The organism is Streptomyces sp. NPDC031479 (genome assembly GCF_055581065.1).
The window spans coordinates 56,249-77,954 of record NZ_JBVIKC010000004.1 but is presented as its reverse complement, the minus strand read 5'-3'; the positions used below and the strand labels follow the sequence as shown (position 1 = coordinate 77,954).

General features: G+C 73.0%; 17 protein-coding genes and 1 pseudogene. 6 read left to right on the top strand and 12 right to left on the bottom strand.

From position 1 onward, the window contains the following. Positions 1 to 48 precede the first annotated feature (48 nt). From ACZ5D2_RS06780 to ACZ5D2_RS06765, 4 genes and pseudogenes are all read left to right on the top strand, one after another. Positions 49 to 939, top strand: a pseudogene (locus tag ACZ5D2_RS06780) (ABC transporter ATP-binding protein); the annotation flags it as partial. Beyond that, complete coding sequence (locus ACZ5D2_RS06775; RefSeq protein ID WP_371680290.1) at positions 936 to 1,889, top strand: ABC transporter permease; 954 nt, start codon at positions 936 to 938, stop codon at positions 1,887 to 1,889. The pseudogene ACZ5D2_RS06780 and the gene ACZ5D2_RS06775, both read left to right, overlap by 4 nt. A gap of 102 nt (positions 1,890 to 1,991) precedes the next feature. After that, positions 1,992 to 2,768, top strand: a complete 777-nt coding sequence (locus tag ACZ5D2_RS06770; protein WP_371680291.1) for a class I SAM-dependent methyltransferase — start codon at positions 1,992 to 1,994, stop codon at positions 2,766 to 2,768. Positions 2,769 to 2,963: 195 nt separating this feature from the next. After that, positions 2,964 to 6,182 carry a TIM-barrel domain-containing protein gene (locus tag ACZ5D2_RS06765; protein ID WP_371680292.1) on the top strand — a complete coding sequence of 1,073 codons (3,219 nt, stop codon included), beginning with the start codon at positions 2,964 to 2,966 and terminating at the stop codon, positions 6,180 to 6,182. A gap of 21 nt (positions 6,183 to 6,203) precedes the next feature. Here ACZ5D2_RS06765 and ACZ5D2_RS06760 read toward each other — a convergent pair whose 3' ends face one another. From ACZ5D2_RS06760 to ACZ5D2_RS06745, 4 genes are all read right to left on the bottom strand, one after another. Beyond that, a complete protein-coding gene (locus tag ACZ5D2_RS06760) occupies positions 6,204 to 7,556 on the bottom strand; it encodes an MFS transporter (protein ID WP_371680293.1) in 1,353 nt (450 codons plus the stop codon). Next, entirely contained in the window at positions 7,553 to 8,167 is a 615-nt protein-coding gene (locus ACZ5D2_RS06755; RefSeq protein WP_468927698.1) for a TetR/AcrR family transcriptional regulator, read from the bottom strand. Before ACZ5D2_RS06755 ends, ACZ5D2_RS06760 begins: the two co-directional genes overlap by 4 nt. Before the next feature lie 42 nt (positions 8,168 to 8,209). Next, positions 8,210 to 8,899: a hypothetical protein gene (locus tag ACZ5D2_RS06750; protein ID WP_468927695.1), complete on the bottom strand. Its 690-nt coding sequence runs from the start codon at positions 8,897 to 8,899 to the stop codon at positions 8,210 to 8,212. A gap of 109 nt (positions 8,900 to 9,008) precedes the next feature. Further along, positions 9,009 to 10,019, bottom strand: coding sequence for an ArsR/SmtB family transcription factor (locus ACZ5D2_RS06745; protein ID WP_468927692.1), 1,011 nt, complete (start codon positions 10,017 to 10,019; stop codon positions 9,009 to 9,011). Between the two features lie 81 nt (positions 10,020 to 10,100). On the opposite strand from ACZ5D2_RS06745, the gene ACZ5D2_RS06740 reads away from it, so the two are divergent. Beyond that, a complete protein-coding gene (locus ACZ5D2_RS06740) occupies positions 10,101 to 11,030 on the top strand; it encodes an oxidoreductase (protein ID WP_468927689.1) in 930 nt (309 codons plus the stop codon). Here the strand turns inward: ACZ5D2_RS06740 and ACZ5D2_RS06735 are convergent. From ACZ5D2_RS06735 to ACZ5D2_RS06700, 8 genes are all read right to left on the bottom strand, one after another. After that, positions 11,027 to 12,310 (bottom strand): ATP-grasp domain-containing protein, encoded by a 1,284-nt coding sequence (locus ACZ5D2_RS06735; RefSeq protein WP_468927686.1) that lies wholly within the window; start codon positions 12,308 to 12,310, stop codon positions 11,027 to 11,029. The two genes, ACZ5D2_RS06740 and ACZ5D2_RS06735, sit on opposite strands and share 4 nt — an antisense overlap. Next, complete coding sequence (locus ACZ5D2_RS06730; protein WP_371680299.1) at positions 12,307 to 13,866, bottom strand: amino acid adenylation domain-containing protein; 1,560 nt, start codon at positions 13,864 to 13,866, stop codon at positions 12,307 to 12,309. The genes ACZ5D2_RS06735 and ACZ5D2_RS06730 overlap by 4 nt, the downstream gene beginning before the upstream one ends. Before the next feature lie 2 nt (positions 13,867 to 13,868). Then, positions 13,869 to 15,173, bottom strand: coding sequence for an MFS transporter (locus ACZ5D2_RS06725; protein ID WP_371680300.1), 1,305 nt, complete (start codon positions 15,171 to 15,173; stop codon positions 13,869 to 13,871). After that, positions 15,170 to 16,396: a condensation domain-containing protein gene (locus ACZ5D2_RS06720; RefSeq protein WP_371680301.1), complete on the bottom strand. Its 1,227-nt coding sequence runs from the start codon at positions 16,394 to 16,396 to the stop codon at positions 15,170 to 15,172. Before ACZ5D2_RS06720 ends, ACZ5D2_RS06725 begins: the two co-directional genes overlap by 4 nt. A gap of 201 nt (positions 16,397 to 16,597) precedes the next feature. Next, positions 16,598 to 16,855 carry an acyl carrier protein gene (locus tag ACZ5D2_RS06715; RefSeq protein WP_371680302.1) on the bottom strand — a complete coding sequence of 86 codons (258 nt, stop codon included), beginning with the start codon at positions 16,853 to 16,855 and terminating at the stop codon, positions 16,598 to 16,600. Further along, entirely contained in the window at positions 16,852 to 17,811 is a 960-nt protein-coding gene (locus tag ACZ5D2_RS06710) for a 4-(cytidine 5'-diphospho)-2-C-methyl-D-erythritol kinase (protein WP_468927680.1), read from the bottom strand. The genes ACZ5D2_RS06715 and ACZ5D2_RS06710 overlap by 4 nt, the downstream gene beginning before the upstream one ends. Before the next feature lie 26 nt (positions 17,812 to 17,837). Then, positions 17,838 to 18,557 carry an SDR family oxidoreductase gene (locus ACZ5D2_RS06705; RefSeq protein WP_371680305.1) on the bottom strand — a complete coding sequence of 240 codons (720 nt, stop codon included), beginning with the start codon at positions 18,555 to 18,557 and terminating at the stop codon, positions 17,838 to 17,840. Continuing rightward, complete coding sequence (locus ACZ5D2_RS06700; RefSeq protein WP_468927677.1) at positions 18,550 to 19,335, bottom strand: IspD/TarI family cytidylyltransferase; 786 nt, start codon at positions 19,333 to 19,335, stop codon at positions 18,550 to 18,552. Before ACZ5D2_RS06700 ends, ACZ5D2_RS06705 begins: the two co-directional genes overlap by 8 nt. A 236-nt stretch (positions 19,336 to 19,571) precedes the next feature. On the opposite strand from ACZ5D2_RS06700, the gene ACZ5D2_RS06695 reads away from it, so the two are divergent. Continuing rightward, the gene (locus ACZ5D2_RS06695) at positions 19,572 to 21,641 is read left to right on the top strand and encodes a prolyl oligopeptidase family serine peptidase (protein WP_371680307.1); all 2,070 of its coding nucleotides are present in this window, start codon (positions 19,572 to 19,574) and stop codon (positions 21,639 to 21,641) included. Positions 21,642 to 21,706 lie beyond the last annotated feature (65 nt).

Below are 21,706 nucleotides of genomic sequence, written 5' to 3'. Positions count from 1 at the left end.
ACCCACGCGCCGGCACTACGGGCAACCCGGCTCGGACGGGCGTACGGAGGCCGGCCGGCCCTGCACGCGTGCGACGTCGAACTGCCCGCCGGGCACATCACCGCACTCGTCGGCCCCAACGGGGCCGGCAAGAGCACCCTGCTCCAGCTCGGTGCCGGGCTGCTCCGCCCCGACAGCGGGCGGATACACGTCTTCGGCCACGCCCCCGGCACCGCCGAGGCCCGCCACCGCACCGCGTTCCTCGCGCAGGAGAAGCCGCTGCACGCCCGCTTCACCGTCGCCGACACCCTGCGCCTGGGCCGCATGCTGAACCCGGGCCGCTGGGACCAGGCCGTCGCCGAACGCCTCGTACGCTCCGGGGACATCCCCCTGAACGCCCGCGTCGGCGCCCTGTCCGGCGGCAACCGCACCAGGGTCGCCCTGGCCCTGGTCCTCGGCAAGCGCGCCGATCTGCTCCTGCTGGACGAGCCGCTCGCCGACCTCGACCCGCTCGCCCGTCACGAGGTGATGTCCCTGCTCATGGCCGAGGCCGCCGAGCGGGGCACGACCATCGTGATGTCCTCGCACGTCCTGGCCGAACTGGACGAGGTCTGCGACCGCGTGCTCCTCCTCAAGGGCGGCGTCCCCCGCCTGTCGGGTGACATCCAGGAGCTCTGCGACGGGCACGCCTGGCTCACCGGGCGCGCCGACCCGATGGAGAAGGACGGACTGCCACGTGCCTTCGACCGCGGCGCGGTCGTGCATTCCGCCGTCAGCGGCCGTCAGGTCACCGCCCTCGTCCGTACGGCGCCCGGCGCCCCGCTGCCCGCGGGGACCGATGAGCGCTGGATCGTCGAAACCCCCTCCCTGGAAACCCTGTTGCTCGCACACCTCCGCGGCGCCGCGACCCCCGCGACCCCCGTGACCACCGCCCCGACCACCGAGGAGGCCGCCGCGTGAAGGGCGTCCTCTGGCTGGCCTGGCGCCAGCAGCGGCCGATGATCCTGGCGGGCGCCGCCGTGCTGGTCGCCTGCGCGGCCTGGGTGGTCTACCGGCGCTCCGAGATGATGTCGCTGATCGACGCCACCGGATGGGTGCCCTGTCCGGGCTGGAACGGCGGCTGCGAGAGCCCCGCCACCTTCCAGATCATGGACGGCAACTCCACCGGGATCCGCGCGCTCGGCACCCTCGGGCTCGCACTGCCCGCCCTCATCGGCGTGTTCTGGGGCGCTCCGCTCATCGGCCGGGAGCTGGAGACCGGCACGATCAAGCCGGCCCTCACCCAAGGGGTCGGCCCGCGCCGCTGGTTCGCCGCCCGCTTCGGTCTCGCGGCGCTCTTCACCCTGCTCGCCTCGACGGTCATCGCGGCCCTCGTCGCCTGGTGGTGGGCCCCCATCGCCAACACCCTCGACGGGCCGTACTGGCACGACCCCTCCATCTACAACGCCACCGGCCCGGCCTCCGTGGCCTGCGCCCTCTTCGCGCTCACCGTCGGCACCCTCGCGGGACTGCTGGTGCGCCGGGTACTGCCCGCCATGGGCGCGGCCCTGCTGGCGATCGGCACGGTCATGGCGTTCGTGACCTACTTCCGCCGCAGCTGGATCGACCCCGAGACCCGGATCACCCCGGGCATGACGCCCAAGCGGCCCGTCGGAAGCGCCTGGTCCACCGGGGAGTTCGGCTACCTGACGCCCGACGGGCGCGAGCACTCCATCTGGAACGTCTGCCAGACCTCGGGGGAGGAACTGCGGCAGTGCATGGCCGAGCACGACTTCGTCGCCCGGTACCACAAGGTCTACCCCAGCGGCGACTTCTGGACGTTCCAGTGGATCGACACGGCCCTCTACGCGGGCGCCGCCGCCCTGCTCCTCGCGCTCACCGTCGCCCTGCTGCGCCGCCGCCTCGCCTGACGGCCGCCGCGGCCCGACCCGCAGCGGCGGCGGCCCCGTACCACCCCGTACCACCCCGCACCGTCCAGTTCGCCTTCCGCCCGCATCCCAGGGGGACCCCTCATGGCAACGAAGAAGAACCTCACCGCCGACCGCGCGAGCGTCGGCCACAAGGTCCGTTACGCGCTGAGCAACCCGACCCGCATCGCGCCGTACGTCAGGCGTGCCGCGCGCGACAGCTGGCTGCGCTTCAAGCACCCCGACCACGTGGGCTACTACCGGGCGGTCATGGCCTCCGACACCGGTCGCAACCCGGAGGCCGCGGTCGGCAGCCAGACCCACGACCGCTGGCTGGCCCTCGGGAAGATGCAGTTCGACTACCTCCTGGAGCACGGGCTCGCCCCGCGCCACCGGATGCTCGACATCGGGTGCGGGAACCTGCGGGCGGGCTGGCGCTTCATCGACCACCTGGAAACGGGCCACTACTACGGCATAGACATCTCGCCCGACATCCTCATCGCCGCCAAGCGCACGCTGACGGACCGGGGACTTCAGGCCAAGTTGCCGCACCTGACCATCACCCAGGACCTGACCCTCGACTTCCTGCCCGACCGCCACTTCGACGTGGTGCACGCGCACAGCGTGTTCTCCCACTCGCCGCTGTCGATCATCGACGAGTGCCTCGCCCACGTGGAACGGGTCCTGGCGCCGGGCGGCCGGTTCGACTTCACCTTCGACCGTACCGAGGGCGCCGAGCACCAGGTCCTGCGCGAGGACTTCTACTACCGCACCCAGACCCTCGTCGACCTGGCCGCCGGGCACGGCCTCAAGGCCCGGTTCATGGACGACTGGGAGAAGCTCGGCCACGGCCAGTCCAAGATCCGCGTCACCGCCGCCTGAGACCGCGCCACGGCCCGGGCCGGGAAGCCGCCGCTACGGCTCCCCGGCCCGGGCCGTGGTGTCACATGCTCAAAACTGCGTGCATGGAGACCACTTCGAGCAACTTCCTTCAAAAAGGCCACTGCTCTCGGCTATCTTGCCGAGAGCATGCCAAAGCGGTGTGTCCGCGACCCGGACCGCACGAGGAGCTGCCCGATGAGTGTCATCGACCCGCCACCCCAGCCCCGCCGCCCCGCCCGCCCCGCCCGCAGGTCCCCGCTCGCGGCCGTGCTCGCCGCGGCCCTCGCGATCGCCGGACTCGCCGCCGCCGGTCCCGCCACCGCCCGCGCCGCGGCCGCACCGGCGCCAGCCGCCCCGGTGTCCACGGCCGGTTCCGTCACCGGCCTCGCGCAGGCGGGCGGCACCTTCACCGTCAGCACCACCAGCGGCGCGAAGGCCCGCGTGGTCGTCGCCCGCGCCGACATCTTCCGGCTCTGGCTGTCCCCCGACGGCTCCTTCTCCGACGACCCGGCCGGCTCCGACCTCGCTCCCACCACCGACTTCGGCCCCGTCGCCGCGACCTCCACCGACGCGGGCACGTACTACCGGATCACCACCGGCGGCCTGTCCATCCACGTCAACAAATCGCCCCTGCGCTTCTCCGTCTTCCGCGCCGACGACTCCACGCCCGTCTGGGAGGAGACCCAGCCCACCAGCTGGGGCGGCGGCCACACGACCCAGTACCTGGCCCGCGGCGCCGACGAGCAGTTCTACGGCACCGGGCTGCGCCTCGGCGAGTGGGCACTGCGCGGCAAGACCGTCCCGGTCGCCGTCGACAACAAGTGGCGCGAGAACGACAACGCCAGCCCCGCCCCCTTCTACATGTCCACCAACCGCTACGGCGTCATGCGCAACACCTGGGCCCCGGGCTCGTACGCCTTCGACGCCCCCACCACCCTGACCCACGACGAGAACCGCTTCGACGCCTGGTACTTCACCGGCGACTCCCTCAAGTCGGTCCTCGACGCGTACACCGACGTGAGCGGCAAACCCTTCCTGGCCCCGGCCTGGGGCTTCGAGCTCGGCAACGCCGACTGCTTCAACGCCTCGAACCCGGACTACCAGGGCGACCACAACCGCCTCCGCCACCAGACGACCGCCGACGTGGCCGGCTATGCCGCCGACGCCCGCGCGGCCGACATGCCGTCGGGCTGGTTCCTGCCCAACGACGGCTACGGCTGCGGTTATACGGCCCCCCTGAAGTCCACCGTCGACGCCCTGAAGGCGAAGGGCTTCCAGACCGGCCTGTGGACCTCCACCGGCCTGGGCTCCATCGCCGACGAGGTGGGCACGGCCGGCAGCCGGGGCGTCAAGACCGACGTGGCCTGGATCGGCGGCGGCTACAAGTACGCCTTCAACGGAGTCCAGCAGGCCGTCGACGGCATCGAGAAGAACTCCGACGCCCGCCGCTACGTGTGGACCGTCGACGGCTGGGCCGGTACCCAGCGCAACGCCGTCGTCTGGACCGGTGACACCAGCGGCACCTGGGACGCCATGCGCTGGCACGTCCCCGCCATCGCCGGAGCGGGCCTGTCCGCCCTCAACTACGCCTCCGGCGACGTCGACGGCATCTTCGGCGGCAGCCCCAAGACCTACGTCCGCGACCTGCAGTGGAAGGCCTTCACCCCCGCCTTCATGACCATGTCGGGCTGGGGCGCCGTCAACCCGTCGGCCGGCTACCAGGACAAGCAGCCCTGGCGCTTCGCCGAGCCGTACCTGTCCGTCAACCGCAAGTACCTCCAGCTCAAGATGCGGCTGATGCCCTACCTCTACACGATGAGCCGGGCCGCCCACGACACCGGCGTCCCCAGCACGCGCGCCATGGTCCTGGAGTACCCCGACGACCCGGTCGCCCGCGGGAACCTCACCAGCGGCCAGTTCATGGCCGGGGACTCCTTCCTCGTCGCCCCCGTCGTCTCCGACACCTCCGTCCGCGACGGCATCTACCTGCCCGCAGGGACCTGGACCGACTACTGGACCGGCAGGACGTACGCCGGACCGGGCTGGCTGAACGGCTACCAGGCCCCCCTCGACACGCTCCCGCTGTTCGTCAAGGGCGGCGCCGTCGTCCCGATGTGGCCGCAGATGAACCACACGGGGGAGAAGCCCGTCTCCACCCTCACCTACGACGTCCACCCGCGCGGGAACTCCACCTTCAGCCTCTACGAGGACGACGGCCGCACCCGTGCGTTCGAGTCCGGCGCCTACGCCCGCCAGCGCGTGGACGTCACCGCGCCCACCACCGGCTCCGGCACGGTCACCGTCTCCGTCGGCGCGCCCGCCGGCTCCTACGCCGGACAACCGGCCTCGCGGGGCTACGAGTTCACCCTCCACGTGGCCTCCGCCCCCGCGGCGCTCACCGTGGACGGGAGCGCACTGTCCCGCCTCGGGTCGAAGGCCGCCTACGACTCGGCCGCCACCGGCTGGTTCTTCGACCCCGCCGACCGCTCCGGGGTCCTGTGGGTCAAGACGGGCACGAAGAGCGGCGCGTTCACCGTGACCGCCACCGGTACCGCCGTCCCCGCGGCCGACCCGGTCCCCGCCGGCTCCGCGCCGATCCCGCAGACGGCCTGGAGCCTGGTCTCCGCCGACAGCCAGGAGACCGCCGCCGAGAACGGCGCGGCCCGCAACGCCTTCGACGGCGACCCGTCCACGATCTGGCACACGGCCTGGTCCTCCGGCAAGCCGGCGGCCCTCCCGCACGAGATCCGCCTCGACCTCGGTGCCCGGTACACCGTCGACTCCCTCGGCTACCTCCCGCGGCAGGACGGCGGGGTCAACGGCCGGATCGGCGGGTACGAGGTCTACGTCTCCGACACCACCGCCGACTGGGGCACCCCGGCCGCCGCCGGCACGTTGGCGGACACCCCGGCCGCCAAAACCGTCCCCCTCGCCCCCAGGACGGGCCGCTACCTGCGCCTGCGGGCCCTGACCGAAGCGGGCGGGCGCGGCCCGTGGACCAGCGCCGCCGAACTCACCCTCACCGGCCGGCCGACGCCCTTCCCCGCCGACGCCACCCTCGTCAACTCCGCCTCCACGAGCTGTCTGGACCTCCCGCACAGCGCCACCGCCCCCGGGACACGGCCCACCCTGTACACCTGCCACGGCGGTCCGAACCAGCGCTGGACCCTCCAGCCGGACGGCCGCCTCACCGGCCTCGCCGGGGTCTGCCTCGACGGCACCGACCCCGCCGCGGTCACCGTCCAGACCTGCGCCGGCACGCCCGGCCAGAGCTGGCAGCCCGGCCCGGATGGCAGTCTCCGTACGGGCGGCCAGTGCCTGACCCCGGCCGGATCCGGCACCGCCGACGGCACCGCCCTCACCCGCGCCGCCTGCGCCGGCACCCCCGCCCAGCGCTGGACCCTCACGCCGTGACGCCCCTCCGGCGCCGGAACCTCACCCCGTGACCCCAGCCGGGTCGGACACCTCCCCCACGGGTGTCCGGCCCGGCAGCAGCGCCGCCGCGGCCAGCCCCACGGCGGCCAGCCCGGCCAGCACCGGCAGCGCCGGTCCCGCGTCCGGCCCCGTGCCCGCCGCTCCGGCGCCCGCGGCGACCGCGATCCCCAGCGACGGGCCGACGTTCGCGGCCGTCTGCTTGAGTCCGCCCACCACCCCCGCGTACCCGGGCGGAGCTTCCCCGACCACCGTCCCGGTGGCCGTGACCATCACCGCGGTGAACCCCGCGCCCAGCACCCCGAACGCCACGGGCCCGCCCGAGCCCAGGCCGGCGATCCCGGCCACCACCAGCCCCGTCCCGGTCAGCGCCGTCGCCCGCGCCCCGTACCGGCGTACGGCCCGGGCCGCCACCGGCGCCCCGGCCACCATCAGCGCGGTCAGCGGCAGGACCCGCACGCCGGTCTCCAGCGGGCCGAGCCCCCGTACGTCCTGGAGCAGGAACGTGGCCGTGAACAGAGCCCCGAACATCCCGGCGGAGACCGCCATCAGCAGTGCCATCGACGCCGCCACCGGCCTCGACCGGGCCACCGCCGCCGGCACCAGCGGCCGCTTCCCGCGCCGCTCGACCCGGACGAACAGCGCCCCGAGCCCCGCGGCCGCCGCGGAACCGAGCAGCGTGGGCGCCCCCGTCCAGCCGTGCTCCGGTACGCCGGACAGCGCGTACACGCAGGCCCCGAGCGCCGCCGCGAGCAGGGCGGGCGCAGCCGTCCCCAGCCGGCCGGCACCGGCGTCGGCGCGCGCGGGCGGCGGGACCCGCAGGGCCGACGTCAGCACCGCGACGGCCAGCGCCACGGGCACGTTGAGCACGAACACCGACCGCCAGTCCGCCCGCGCGACCAGGACCCCGCCGATCAGCGGCCCCGCCGCCGCGGCCACCGCGATCGTCCCGGTCCGCACGGCGACCGCCGACCCCAGCCGCTCCCGTGGGTACGCGACCCGCAGCAGGGCCAGCGTGGCGGGCTGCAACAGCGCCCCGAACAGGCCCTGGACGGCGCGCAGCGCGATCACCCAGCCGACTCCGGGAGCCAGTGCGATCCCCGCCGAGGCGGCGGCGAAGCCGAGCGAGCCCGTCAGCAGCAGCCGGGGGTGCCCGTACCGGTCCCCGAGCCGTCCGGCGATCACCAGGAAGGCGGCGACGGCGAGCAGGTAGGCGGTGCTGGTCCACTGCACCTGGGCGGCGCTCGCCCCCAGATCGCGGCGCAGGGCGGGCTGCACCACGATCAGCACCGTGCCGTCGAGGGCCACGAGGGCCGCCCCGGCCGCGCTGGCCGCCAGCGCGATCGACGGCCTCACGAGGGCTCCGGACCGAGATGCGCGTCGAGCGCGGCGCCGACGAGCCGGGCGACGCGGACCCCCGTGTCCGTACCGGCCCCGTCCGCCCCGCCCCCGAGCACCAGGGGCAGGCTGCCCGCCCCCCACAGCTGGGCCACCCCGTGCAGGTTCGCCCACAGCGCGGCGGCCGTGACCTGCGGATCGGCCGCACCGCAGCGGGACACGAGCCCGACGAGCATGGCGAACAGCGGCCGCGTCGATTCCCGCAGCCGCGGCCCGTCGGAGCCCTCCTGCCCGGTGCTGTCCAGCAGGTCGTGGCGGAACATCAGCTCGAACATCCCGCGCTGCTCCAGGGCGTAGGCCACGTACGTCGTCGCCAGCGCCCGCACCCGCTCCCTCGGGGTGGCCTGCCCGGCGCCGGCCGCCGCGAAGCGGGCCCCGAGATCGGCGAACCCGCGCCGGGCGATGGCCGACAGCAGGGACTGGTGGGTGGGGAAGTACCGCCGGGGAGCGCCGTGCGACACCCCGGCCCGCCGGGCGATCTCCCGCAGCCCGAGGGCGGCGGTCCCCTCCGCCGTGACCATCTCCACGCCGACGTCGATCAGCCGCTCGCGCAGCGGGCTCTCATCCATGGACACTGTCTACCAGTCGGAGTAGACAGTGTCTACTCCATACTACCGGGGGACGACCTCGAACGTGACCGTGGCGCTCGCCGTCTGGTTCCAGTCGGTGGTGACGTCGGCCGTCAGGGTGTAGGAACCGACCTCCCGCAGGCTGCCGCTGTCGAAGTTGAACAGCGTGATGCTCGGCGGCCTGCACCGCTCGCTGCGCGCGAGCTGCACCACCTCGCCACCGCGCTTGAGCGTCCACTGGACGTAGCAGCCCCGGTCCAGGCGGCCCCCCGAGTCCTGGACGTAGGTGTCGGCGCCGGGCGTGGACCGCGCCCGATAGGTGCTCGGCCCGACCTTCCCGCCCGTGCCCATGTCGATGCGCACGAGCAGGGGGCCCGCGTGGGCGGGGGGCTGGGCCTTGGCGCTCGGTACGCCGACGGCCGCGGGCGCCGAGGTGCGGGACTCCGGCAGTGAGCCCCCGGACTCCGGATCCTCGGGCTCCGCGCCCGGCCCGGGTTCGTCCGTGCGCGTCGGCGTCGGCGTCGGCGACGGCGTGGGCGTGGGCGTGTCGCCCGTGCCGTCCGGCGTCGACGCGGGCCCCGGGACGGCCGGAGCCGCGGCGGAGGTCCTGGGCGGCGGATCCTCCGAGGAGAACAGGTCCTTGCCCGCCGCCACCGCGCCGATGATCGTGGCGATGACGCCGATGACGACCAGCACCGGGTGCTCGGCCAGTTTTGTCTGCCCACCACTCAAAGCGGCCTCTTCCTCCCCGGCCCCGGCCTGCCCTCGGCCGCCGGGGCGACGCTGTGCGTTGCCGACCCTAACGCTCCGTGGTCCACCGGGGTGGGTGAATGCGCAACCTTCAGGCGGAGCCCGCCGTGAGCAGGGACTGGCCCACCGCCGTACGGGCGTAGAGGACCGAGCGGCCCGCGCGGTGGGCGCTGACCAGGCCCGCGTCACGCAGGGCCGTCAGGTACTGGGACACCCCGCCCGGCGAGAGCCCCGTACGGGCCGCCAGCTCCGTGGTGGAGGCCGGAGTGTCCAGCTCCGCCAGCAGCCGGGCCCGCGAACGGCCGAGCACGGCGGCCAGGGCGGCGTCGGCGACGGCCGGGCGGGACGCCCACAGCGCGCCGGTACCCCGCGCCGGGTAGGCCAGTTGCGGCGGCTCCGGCGGCGCCACCCGGGTCAGCGGCACCGGCCCGGTGAAGGCCGACGGGATCAGCACCAGCCCGGACCCCGCCGTCCTGCGGGACAGGGAACGCTGCCGCAGCGCCAGCCGCAGCGCGTTGTCGGACCAGCTCAGCGAGGAGTGCAGGCCGTTCAGGAGACGGGCGGCGCCCTCCTCGGCCACCTGCCGGGACCGGTGGAAGACGTCCGCGTCGAGCACGGTGCGGATCTGCGCCCAGTACGGGCCCAGAGCCAGCTCCCAGTACTGCTCGACCTCCTCCGCCACCCGGGCCAGCCGCCCCTGCGGATCCGCGTACAGGGCCCGCGACCGGGGACCGAGCCGCCCCTGCTCCCGGGCCAGCCGGTCCAGGTCCCGGCGCACCGCGGCCGCGGGCGCGCTCCTGACGCGGTCCAGCTCCTGCGCCAGGGCGGGGGCGGGCCCGTCGGGCGCGGGGTTCAGGAAGTCCGGCACGAAGCCCTTCGGTGCGACCAGTTCGGCCAGCAGGCCCCGGTCCAGCCCGGCCGCCGCCAGCCGCGGCCGGACCTGTGCCGTCCACCGGCCGTGCACGGGATGGACGGCGCCGGACCTCAGCAGCCGCATGCTCGTCCCGACCTCCCACATCGGGGAGACGGCGAAGCGCATCTGCGCCAGGTCGCCGGTGGAGAACGCCAGCCTGACAGGAACGTCCGGCCCCTCGCGCCGCATCAAGACGCCCCTGCCTTCCGATGGATTCACACATGCCCCAATCCGTGGCCGTGAGCGTACCGGCTGGTGGATCATTCCTGCATGACCACTGAAACGATCACCGCCGCGGCGTCGGGGACCTGGAAGCTCGGCGACCTGGAGGTGAACCGCATCGGCTTCGGAGCGATGCGCATCCCCCAGAACGGTGCGGCCCTGCACGCCGGTGCCGCCTCCAGCGACCGGGACCGGGCCCTGGCGGTCCTGCGCCGCGCCGTCGAACTCGGCGTCAACCACATCGACACCGCCGCCTTCTACTTCTCCCCGCTCCGCTCCGCCAACGAGCTGATCAACAGCGCCCTCGGCGGCCCCTACCCCGAGGACCTGGTCATCGCCACCAAGGTCGGCCCCGCCCGCGGGGCGTCGGGGGAGTGGGTGGAGCACGCCGGCCCCGACGGCCTGCGCGGCCAGGTCGAGGAGAACCTCCGCCAGCTCGGCCGCGACCACCTCGACCTGGTGAACCTGCGCGTGTCCGGGATCCCGGGCGGCAGCGCCTCCGTCGCCGAGCGCTTCGGAGTGCTGGCGGAGCTGCGCGAGGCCGGCCTCATCCGGAACCTCGGCGTCTCCAACGTCACCCCCGAACAGCTCGCGGAGGCCCGGTCCGTGGCCCCGGTGGTGTGCGTGCAGAACCCGTACGGCATCGGGATGCGTCCCGACCAGGACGAGTTCGTCCGCTTCTGCGGCGAGGAGGGGATCGCCTTCGTGCCCTTCTACTCGATCGCCACCACCGGCCGCGAGGGCGGCGCGAGCGGCACGGAGGGCGAGGAACTGCTCGCCGTGGCCCGTGCGCACGACGCGAGCCCCGCACAGGTCCGGCTGGCCTGGACCCTGCAGCGGGGCCCGCACGTCCTCGCCATCCCCGGCACGGGCAACCCCGACCACCTCACCGCCAACGTGGCCGCCGGAGCCCTGCGCCTGACGGAAGCGGAACTGACCGCCCTGGACGCCGTCCACCGGCGCGCAGAGGAGGCCTAGCACTCCGACGGAGGTCCGAGGGCGGGGAGTTCGGGTGCGGTGATCCGCACCGGTGCCGCGCACGCATCGGGAGTGAAGGTGAAGGTGAGGTGGCGCAGGGCTTCGTCCAGGACCCCGAACATCAGCGCGTGGTCCCGTGCCTCCCCCAGGACCAGGTCCAGGTCATGGGTCATCGCCCCGCCCCCGATGGACGTGCCGGGCCGGGTCCAGGCGCGATAGCCGGTGATACCCGGGGTGGCGCGCAGGCCCCGCCGGCCGGTGACGGAATCGAACCGGCAGGGGTAGGGGGGTGCCGGGTTCGAGTACTGGAACACGACCCGGTCGTGCGTCACCGGAGGCGGCGCGACGGACTCGCCGAGCGCCGCGCGCCCGGCCAGCTCGACGAGGTCGAGCCCCGCCGCGCGGAGGGACAGTTCGTTGATGTAGCCGCCCAGCCGGCCGTTCACCTCGATGACCCGGGGGCCGCTGCCGGTGAGCTTGATCTCGGTGTGGGTGATGCCGGTGGTGATGCCGAGGGACGCGATAGCCTCCGAGGCGAGGTCCCGCAGGCGACGCTGCTCCACCTCGGGCAGGGCGGCCGGCCAGAACTGGCCGGTTTCCCTGAACGGCGGGAGCAGCGGGAACTTGCCGGTGACGGCGATGTGGGAGACCACTCCGCGGGAGGTGACGCTCTCCACGGACACGTAGTCGCCGTACGGGGCGGACGGCCTCCCCTCCAGGAACTGCTCAAGGACGAGGGCCGATTCGGTGTTCAGCAGCCCGGTGACGAGCCCGAGTCCCTCGGTGGGGTCGTCGACCCGGTACGTGTTGCGGCTTCCTTCGCCGCGTGCGGGCTTGACGACGGCCGGCAGGCCCACGCGCCGGACGGCATCGGGCCAGTCCTGCGGCCGGGTCAGCAGCGATCCGGCGACGCCGGCGGTGCCGCTTTCGTTCAGCCGCCGACGCTGGAGGAACTTGTCGGTGAGCAGACGTACCGTCTCCCGGCTGTGAAAGGGCAGGCCGAGCCCGGCCGCCAGTTCGGCCGTGTCGTTCAGCATGGCCTCGCTGAACGTGGTGATGCCACCGGGGCCGATCGCCTTCAGCCGGCCGGCGACCTCCCCGGGCGCGTGCCGGAACGTGACGACCTCTCCCATGTCGCGCAGGAGCGGGAGCAGCGGCTCGGCGTGCTCGGATCCGTGCCGGGTCACGAAGACGAGGGGCGCCACCTTGGTGAGCGACGCGGCGATCTCGCTGACGTTGGCCGCACCGCGGTCGTACACGACGACGAGGGGGGAGCTCATGCGTGCCTCGCCGGGGAGGGGGCCCAGTCCAGCACGGGAAGGGCGTGCAGGACGGCGCGGTCGAGCTTGCCGTTCGCCGTGACCGGAAGGCCCCGGACCCGCTGGAACCGGTGGGGGTGCAGGTGGGCCGGAAGCAGGGTGTCGAGGTGTGCGCGCAGCCGTCGCGGCTCCAGTCCGGCGCCCGCGGATGTGACGAGGTAGGCCACGAGGACGCTCTGCCCCGCCCGGTTCGTCCGCGTCGCACAGGCGGCGCCGTGCACCCCTTCGAGTGAGGCGAGCGCGGCCTCCACCTCCGCGAGTTCCACGCGGTGTCCCCGCAGCTTGACCTGGCCGTCCATCCGGCCGATGTACTGGAGGGTTCCGTCCTCCTCGCGGACCGCCCAGTCCCCGCTGCGGTAGTGGCGGACCGGCTCTCCGTTGGAAAGTTCCACCACGAACCGCTCGTCGGTGAGCTCGGGCCGTCCCAGGTAGCCGGACGTGACGCCGGTTCCGGCCACCCAGATCTCGCCGGGAGTCCCGTCGGGCACCGGGCTGCCCGCCGCGTCCCGCAACGAGACGTCGAGGTGGGGGAGCGGCCGTCCGATGGGCGTACGACCGGGTTCCGCGGCGCGGCACGCGTGGGCGTCGAGCTCCGCATGCGTGACGTGCACGGTGGTCTCGGTGATCCCGTACATGTTGACGAGCCTTGCGTTCGGCGCCATTTCCGCATCGAGCCAGGTCACAGCGTCCTGGAGGTTGACGGCCTCGCCACCGAGCACGACGTGGCGAAGACGGGGGAGGCACTGGCGGACCCGGCCCAGCTGTCCGACCAGGAAGCCGAACATGGACGGTGTCTGGCTCAGGACCGTGACCCGCTGCGAGAGCAGGAGACGGGTGAAGGCATCGGGGTCGCGGGCCACGTCCGGCGGGACGAGCACGGCGGTGCCGCCGCTCAGCAGGGCACCCCAGAGCTCCCAGACGCTGAAGTCGAAGCTGAAGGAGTGGGTCACCGTCCAGACGTCGCCCGGGTGGAAGGAGAACACGGTCGCGCAGGCGTCCAGGAGCGCGAGCACTTGTGCGTGACCGACGACGCACCCCTTGGGCGTACCGGTGGACCCGGAGGTGTAGATGACGTAGGCGATCGCGGCCGGGAGCCCGCCGTGGCGGCGGTCCGGCCGGCCGGAGCGGGCCGCGATGGTGAGTCCGCCCACCTCGGCCAGTGGGGACTCGCCGTCCTCCAGCGGGCCGTCGGTGACGACGAGCCGGGCCCCGCTGTCATCGAGCAGGAAGTTCCGGCGTTCCCGCGGATAGGCGGGGTCGACGGGCAGGTAGCCCCGGCCGCTGCCGAGGATGCCGAGGAACGCGACGGGGGCCGATCTGCCGCGGCCGAGGCGGGCGGCGATCAGCCGGTCCCCGTCCGTACACAAGGAGGCGAGCGCGTCGGCCGTTTCGCCGCAGGCGGCGCGTAGTTCGGCGTACGACATCGGGCCTTCGTCGTCGACGAGGGCCGTGGCGTCGGGGAAACGCCGTGCCACGTCGTCGAAGCGCTGGTGCAGCGTCGGGCGGACTCCGGGCATGGTCAACTCCTGGCACTCGGTGCTGAGGTGGGGGACGTGTCCTTCTCGTCCTCGGGGCCGTGTCCGTCACCGTGGAGGCCGGACACCCAGCGCGTCATGGGGGCGATCAGTGCCGCGCCGACGACGAACACCGCGGCCAGCGCGAGCCAGCCGCCCGGGACGTAGGCGATGGCCACGCCGCCCACGACGGCGGGGCCGACGATGTCCTGGACGGTCGTCCCGACGGTGAAGGCACCGATGTACTTGCCTTGGGCGTTCGCGGGGGCGAGACCGAACGACAGCCCCCACTCCCCGGCGGACTGGAGCAGCTCGCCGACGGTCAGGACCACGGTGGCGAGGAAGAGGGTGGCGATCAGGAACGTTCCGGTGCCCTTGGCGGTCGTCGCGAACAGGACGCACGCGAGGGCCGTGAAGACGGCGGAGACGGCGAGGGCCCTCGCGGCGCCGCGCACGGTCGAGGAGCCGCGGCTCGCCGGTACCTGGAGCAGGATCGCGAGGACCGTGTTCACGAACGCCAGGGTGGCGACGGTCCATGCGGGGGCGTCCGTGTGCTGGGTGATCCAGAGCGGCAGTCCCACTTCGAGGATGCTGATGTGCAGTGCGAACAGGCCGTTCAGCAGGCCGAGGGCGGTGAAGGAGGCAAGACGTCGCCGGGCCGGCCCCGTTGCCCGCGCCGGTGGGTCCGGGGTGGCGGGACCGGTCCCGGTGGGCGGCGCGGTGAGCTCGGAGTCCGCCGGGAGCCGCACGGTGGTGACGGCGACCAGCACGTAGGCCGCCATCGTGATGGCGATGAGGACCAGGAACGCCGTCCGGGTACCGACGGCGAGCAGGGGAGTCACCGCGAGTGCCCCGATGGACATGCCCGTGTTGGCCACGCTCCGCAGGTACGCCTGGGTACGCACCCGCGTCGCCTCTCCCATCACGTGGGAGACCAGCGTGCGTCGCGCGATGGAGTTCACGCGGTCCGCGGCGCCGAGGACGATCACCAACGGCACCACGACGACGGACGATCCGCAGAAGAGCATCGGGGCGAGCAGCGACGCCTGGACGATGGTCACCGCGATGGTCATGGGACGGGGGCCCCAGCGGTCGGCCAGGTACCCGGCCGGTACCGCCGCGCAGAACGCGGCGATGCCGGCCGCGGACAGCGCCAGTGCGATCTGCTGTACGGAGAGCCCGAAGGAGAGGGTGAAGAAGACGATGCTGCCGGTGCTGTACATGCCACGGCCGAGCGCGTAGGCGAACGTCCCCACGAACAGGGGCCGGGCGGGGCCGTCCAGGCGTGGCAGCCCGGAGATGATCCTCACGGGGCCTCATCGCCGGTTCCGGCTTCACGTGCCCAGTCCCAGAGGGTGCGTTCGGTGACCTGCCAGAGCCTCTCCACGGCCTCCGCGGGGTACCAGTCCGTCTTGTGGTAGAGCGAGACCGAGACGTCCCCCTCCACCTCGGTGAGGGAGATCACCACGGCCGCGTCCGGTGTGCTGCCGCCGAGGTCCAGGGGATCGCTCTCGCACCCGGGGAACCGCCAGCCGCCGAGCCACCGCCGCATGGTGGAGTTCTGGGGGTTGAACGAGATGTAGGGGACCCGGGCGTGGCGGCCGAGGGCGGAGGGCTCCATGTGCGCGATGAGCCGCGGCCACGGTATCGCCATGGAGTCGAGGGCGTTCATCATCGCGTGCTGGAATCCGCGCAGGAACGCGGCGGTGCCGGCCCGGTCGTCGCGCTGCGTCGCGATGACCACCTTGCTCGCGAGGAAGCCGACGGTCTGGTGGACCGCTGTCGACTCCCGGTTGGCCGTCATCAGCGTGGTGCCGACGGACGGTTGATCGCTCAATTCGTACAGTGCGTGGTGGACGGCCGCGTGCACGAGGGCCCACGGAGTCATGCGGTGACCTCGTGCGCAGGCGAAGACGGCCCGCGTGAGGCCGGTGCCGAAGGCGGCGCGGACGAGCCCCGTGCGGTCGTAGCCGGCGTGGGTCCGTCCCGAGAAGCCCTCGAAGCGGGTCTCGGGAACCGGACCGACCGCTTCGAGAGCGGCGGACAGGGCGTCCAGCGCCCGGATCCCGGCGGCCGAGTCCAGGTGGGCGTTCTGCTGCCGTACCTGTTCGGGGTAGGGGAGGGTGACCGGAGGCAAGGGTTGCGGGGCCAGGCCGAGCTCGTCCGAGTAGAGAGCGGTCAGGTCGTTCATGAGGAGGTCGAGCGACCAGAAATCCGCGACCAGATGGTCGAGGACCAGCGCGAACAGGGCTTCCTCGGGGCGTCGAAGAAGGACCAGCCGGGCCAAGGGGCCCTGGGCGAAGTCGAACGGGGCGTCGACGAGACGCTCCATCAGTGCCGCCGCGGAGCTCGCGGATTCGTCCGGCGCCGAGACGGCCAGGACGACGCCGCTCGCCGTGGCCGGCGTGTCGAGCCGCCAGGTGAAGTCCGCGAGGTCGAAGCCGCAACGAATGACCGGATGGCGTTCCTGGAGACGGAACCACGCTCGCTCCAGCGCGGCCGTCTGCAGGGGACCACGGATCCGGAGCGTCACCGAGGGGTGGTGCGGACGGTAGACACCGGCGTCCGCCTCGCTCCGGATCTGACCGAGCCGGTGTCGCTGGTTCCAGGAGACAGGGTGCCGCGGGGACAATGGGACACAGCCTTTCGTTGGTTCTCGTGGGGTCGGCCGCACATCACGAGGCTCCCGCAGACCGAGCGCCTCAAAGACGGCGACGTGAGGTGCGGCGACCCGCTACCACTGCTCGAACTGGCGCGGATCCATCACCGCTTCGGCGAGCCCGCGCAGCGTCGGCCGGCGAAGCACTCCGGTGGGTGGCATCGCGAGGCCCGCCTCCTGGGCGCGGTTGGCCACGACGAGTGCCAACAGGGAGTCCCCGCCCAGGTCGATGAAGTTCTCGTCGGGATCGTCGACCGTGGTCTCCAGGACGTCCTCCCAGATCCGGCGGAGGATCGTCAGCAGTTCCTCGTGCGAGTGGGCCTGGGTCGTCATGCGTTCTCTCCCGTCGTGATGGTCTCTTCCGGTTCCGGTTCCGGTCCGGGTACGGGCCCGTCCGCGACGTGGGCCGCGGCGCAGGTTCCCGAAGCCATGAGTTTCTCCGCGACGGTCCGCGCGGCGTCGCGATCGGCCACGAGGAAACCGATCGTGGCCCCGGAGCCGCAGAGGACGCCCGCCAGGGCGCCGGCGTCTGTGCCGGTCCTGAGGGTCGCGGCCAGCTCCGGCCGCATCGAAGTGGCCACCGGTTGGAGGTCGTTGCTCAGCGCGTCGGCCAACATGGCGGTGTCGCCGCGGGCCAGGGCGTCGACGAGCCTCTGCGACACCCGCGGCGAGGGGATGCCGTCGGCGGTCCACGGCATTCCCGCGTCTCTTCGGCGGCGTTCCTGCTCCGCGAAGACCGCCGGTGTGGACAGGCCGAAACCGGCGGTGGCGAAGACCCAGTGCGTCGTGGCGCCGACCGGAAGCACGGTGAGCCGTTCACCGCGGCCCGACCCGAAGGCCGCTCCTCCCAGGACGCTGAAGGGCACGTCGCTGCCGAGTTCCGCCGCCAGCGACACGAGCTCGGTGCGGCTGACGCCCAGGTTCCACAGGGCGTTGCAGCCCACCAGCGCGCCGGCCGCGTCCGCGCTGCCTCCCGCCATGCCGCCCTGCACGGGGATGCGCTTGTCGATGTGGACGTGGACGCCCGGGTGCAGACCGTTCCTCTCGGCGAGGAGTCCGACGGCCCGCGCGGCGATGTTGGACCCGTCGGCCGGCACGTCGCCGGCTCCGGCTCCGGCCACGGTGACGCGGAGCTCCTCCGCGGGAGTCAGCGTTATTCGGTCGAACAGGGAGACGGTGAGGAAAATGCTGGCGAGTTCGTGATAGCCGTCATCACGGCGACCGCCCACCCCCAATTGCAGGTTGACCTTGGCCGGTGCGCGCACGGCAATGGACTTCACGTATGACATGTCACGGGCTTTCGAGTCCTTTTGCTTCAGTTCTCGGATGCCATGCTGCGCATGCTCCACAGCAGGGTCCGCATGGATTCGGGCTGCATGAGGGAATACGCGATGGCGTCGGCCACGTCCTCGGCCCGCATCATCGATGTGAGCTCGGGCATTCCGGGTGACCGTCCGTTGCCCATGGCGAATTCCGTGTCGGTCGCTCCCGGGCACAAGGCGGTGACGCGAATCCTCTTCTGCCGCAGTTCACGGTCGAGGGATCCCGCGAGCCCGACCACGGCGTGCTTGGTGGCCGCGTACACGGCTTCGTCCGGTCGTCCGCGGAGGCCGGCCACGGAGCTCACCAGGACGATGTCGCCGCCCCGGGCGCTCAAGAGCGGGACGGCCTGGCGCACCGACCGGATCGTTCCCGTGAGGTTGGTGTCCACGAGCTCTTCGATCTGCGTGTCCGAGAGGTCGAGGATGCCGCCGTAGAACCCCACGCCCGCGTTGGCCACCAGGCAGTCGATCCCGTCGAAGGCGTCGACCGCGCAGGAGAAGAGGTCCTCCACCTGCCCGGGCGAGCGGATGTCCACCTCCGCCCAGGCGACGCGCTCGTCGCCCAGCTCGTCGGCCAGCTCCTTGAGGCGGTCTCCCCTGCGGGCTCCCAGTACCACGCGGGCGCCCAGTGCGTGCAGCCTCCGTGCCGTCGCGGCGCCGATGCCCGAGCTGGCACCGGTGACCACGGCCACCTTGCCGTGCAGGTCATCCATGCGCCGGCGCCCCGGCCGCGGCCGCCGTGGAGAGGTGGGCGTGGAACGCTTCCGCAAGCGCCAGGTCGCGCTCGTAAGTGATCTTGAAGTTGGCGGCGTCGCCGCGCCCGGCGGCCACCGAACCGCCGAAGTGCCGGATCATGCCGGCGTCGTCCGTGAACTCCAGGCCGTCGCGGGCCGCGGCCGCGTAGGCGTCGGTCGCGCAGCTCCGGTCGAAGATCTGGGGGGTCTGGGCCGCCCGCAGCAGTCCCCTGTCGAACGGTGTCCCCAGGAAGGGGCCCTCATCGACGAGGTGCAGGCTGTCGACCAGGGGCAGAGAGGGGATGATTCCGCAGGCCGGACGTCCGGACCGTCCCGCGCCGGGCGAGAGCGGCAGCTCGTGGAGCAACGCGTCGATCGCCCCGCGCGGAGTGAAGGGGCGCGCCACGTCGGTGACCGCCACCCAGTCCGCCTCCGGCGGCAGTGCCTCGACCCCCAGTCGCGCACTCTGCTGCCGCGTCGATCCTCCAGGGGTGACGCGGACGGGAACCCGCTGCTCCGCCGAGTCGATCAGAGCCTGGAAATCCGACGTCAGGGAATTCGGAGCGGTCACCACCACGGATTGTACGGCCGAGTTGGATCCGATGGATTCCAGTACGTGTAAGAGGAGTGGTTTCCCGCCGACTTTCAACAAGGCCTTCGGTCCGGCGCCGATGCGTTCTCCGTGTCCGGCGGCCAGTATCACCGCCCCGACGTGCCGAGGTCGTTCGGAATCGCGTAAATGCTGATGATGTGCCATGAGCCCCCGCTTTTAATGGCATTCTCGTCAGATGGTCCGTCATGGACTGGGCAATCGATCGTAGCATGATCAAGAGTTGGACGAGGGATTAATTTTCGGCGTCCGATTGGTACCGTTCAGCACTTCTTGGACCGCAGTTCGGCACTCTCCGTCCACGCGTATTCCACTGGTCGTGACCGGGCCGCGCCCGGCCCGCGATCGGCTCCGGGGCGCGGTGGGTCGGGCACAATCGACGGATGAGCGACGAAGCCCCCGGCGTGCCCCACGAGCCCTCCGGTCCCCACGATCACGACCCGTACCTCTGGCTGGAGGACGTGTCCGGCGAGGCCGCCCTCGCCTGGGTCCGCGAGCGCAACGCCGAGACCGTCGACGCGCTGACCACCGGCACCGACTTCAAGGTGCTGGAGCGCGAGGTGCGCGAGGTCCTCGACGACGACGGGCGCATCCCGTACGTCGTCCGGCGCGGCCCCCACCTCTACAACTTCTGGCAGGACGCGGACCGCCTGCGCGGCGTCTGGCGGCGCACCACCCTGGAGGAGTACCGCACCGACGACCCGGCCTGGGAGACCGTCCTGGACCTGGACGCCCTCGCCGAGGCCGAGGGCGAGAAGTGGGCCTGGGCCGGCAGCGCGGTCCTGGCCCCCGGACACCGCCACGCCCTCGTCATGCTCTCCCGGGACGGCGCCGACGCCTGCGTGGTGCGCGAGTTCGACCTGGAGACCCTCCGCTTCGTGGACGGCGGCTTCGCCGTCGAGGAGGCCAAGACCCGGATCGGCTGGATCGATCACGACCACGTGTGGATCGGTACCGACCTCGGCCCCGGATCCATGTCCCCCTCCGGCTACCCCCTCCAGGTCCGCCGCTGGCGCCGCGGCACGCCCGTCGAGTCCGCCGGGACCGTCTACGAGGGCCGCCCCTCGGACCTCTCCGCCTCCGGCTGGCGCGACCACACACCCGGCTTCGAACGGGACTTCGTCTCCCGCCAGATCGACTTCTGGAACCAGGAGCTGTTCCTCCTCCCGGCGGACCCCGACGGTCCGCCCGAGAAGATCGACGTGCCGGACGACGCCGTCGCCTCCGTCCACCGCCAGTGGCTGCTGGTGACCCCCCGCTCGCCCTGGCTCGGCCACGCCCCCGGCAGCCTCCTCGCCTTCGACCTCGACGCCTTCCGGGCCGGCGGGCGCGAACCCGACGTGCTGTTCACCCCCGACGCGCACACCGCGCTCGGCGGCCACAGCTGGACCCGCAACCACCTCCTCCTCACCACCCGCGCCGACGTCTCCTCCCGCCTGGAGCTCCTCACCCCCGGCCCCGACGGCTGGACCCGCGCCCCGCTGGCCGGCGTACCGCCGCTGTCCACGGCGTCCGTCGTGTGCACGGACCCGGACGAGAGCGACGAGTACTTCCTGAACGTCACCGGCTTCCTCCAGCCCTCCACCCTCCACCGGGGCACCGCCGGAGCGGCCGACCGGGGAGAGGCCGTCAAGCGGGGACCCGCGCTCTTCGACACCGCCGGCCTGGCCGTGAGCCAGTACTTCGCCACCTCGGCCGACGGCACCCGGGTGCCCTACTTCGTCATCGGCCCCGAGGACCGCCCCGGCCCGGGCCCCGCCCTGCTCTACGGGTACGGCGGCTTCGAGATCTCCATGGTCCCGCAGTACAGCGCCGTCACGGGCCGCGCCTGGCTCGCGCGCGGCGGGACCTACGTGGTGGCCGGCATCCGCGGCGGCCGCGAGTACGGGCCCGCCTGGCACCAGGCCGCCCTCGGCGCCAACCGCGTCCGCGCCTTCGAGGACTTCGCCGCCGTCGCCCGCGACCTCACCGCCCGCGGCGTCACCACCCCCGCCCAGCTGGGCATCGAGGGCGGCAGCAACGGCGGCCTGCTGATGGGCGCCATGCTCACCCGCGACCCCGAACTGTTCGGCGCGGTCGTCGCCCACGTGCCCCTGCTGGACATGCTCCGCTTCCACAAGCTCCTCGCCGGAGCCAGCTGGACCGCCGAGTACGGCGACCCCGACGACCCGGCCGACCGGCCCCACCTGGAGCACATCTCCCCGTACCACCGGATGCGCGCGGACGGGCCCGCGTACCCGCCGCTGCTCCTGCTGACCTCCACCCGCGACGACCGGGTCCACCCCGGCCACGCCCGCAAGGCCGCCGCCCGGCTGCGCGAACTCGGCCACCCGGTCCTCTTCCACGAGCACCTCGGCGGCGGCCACGGCGGCGCCACCGACCACCGGCAGACCGCCTTCAACGAGGCCCTCGTGCACACCTTCCTGTGGGAGCGGCTGACCCCGCGCAGGTGAAGGCCGTCCGGCGCGCTGCCCCGCCCGGCGCGCGGGGGCTGGTGCAATGGAACCACCGGCGGCCC

What these genes read in the sequence shown, in the direction of transcription:
- ACZ5D2_RS06700 (WP_468927677.1), bottom strand. Translation starts at nt 19,335, where the DNA reads ATGGCACATCATCAGCATTTACGCGATTCCGAACGACCTCGGCACGTC.
- ACZ5D2_RS06745 (WP_468927692.1), bottom strand. Translation starts at nt 10,019, where the DNA reads ATGCGGCGCGAGGGGCCGGACGTTCCTGTCAGGCTGGCGTTCTCCACC.
- ACZ5D2_RS06740 (WP_468927689.1), top strand. Translation starts at nt 10,101, where the DNA reads ATGACCACTGAAACGATCACCGCCGCGGCGTCGGGGACCTGGAAGCTC.
- ACZ5D2_RS06705 (WP_371680305.1), bottom strand. Translation starts at nt 18,557, where the DNA reads ATGGATGACCTGCACGGCAAGGTGGCCGTGGTCACCGGTGCCAGCTCG.
- ACZ5D2_RS06735 (WP_468927686.1), bottom strand. Translation starts at nt 12,310, where the DNA reads ATGAGCTCCCCCCTCGTCGTCGTGTACGACCGCGGTGCGGCCAACGTC.
- ACZ5D2_RS06715 (WP_371680302.1), bottom strand. Translation starts at nt 16,855, where the DNA reads ATGACGACCCAGGCCCACTCGCACGAGGAACTGCTGACGATCCTCCGC.
- ACZ5D2_RS06695 (WP_371680307.1), top strand. Translation starts at nt 19,572, where the DNA reads ATGAGCGACGAAGCCCCCGGCGTGCCCCACGAGCCCTCCGGTCCCCAC.
- ACZ5D2_RS06765 (WP_371680292.1), top strand. Translation starts at nt 2,964, where the DNA reads ATGAGTGTCATCGACCCGCCACCCCAGCCCCGCCGCCCCGCCCGCCCC.
- ACZ5D2_RS06770 (WP_371680291.1), top strand. Translation starts at nt 1,992, where the DNA reads ATGGCAACGAAGAAGAACCTCACCGCCGACCGCGCGAGCGTCGGCCAC.
- ACZ5D2_RS06730 (WP_371680299.1), bottom strand. Translation starts at nt 13,866, where the DNA reads ATGCCCGGAGTCCGCCCGACGCTGCACCAGCGCTTCGACGACGTGGCA.
- ACZ5D2_RS06755 (WP_468927698.1), bottom strand. Translation starts at nt 8,167, where the DNA reads ATGGATGAGAGCCCGCTGCGCGAGCGGCTGATCGACGTCGGCGTGGAG.
- ACZ5D2_RS06710 (WP_468927680.1), bottom strand. Translation starts at nt 17,811, where the DNA reads ATGTCATACGTGAAGTCCATTGCCGTGCGCGCACCGGCCAAGGTCAAC.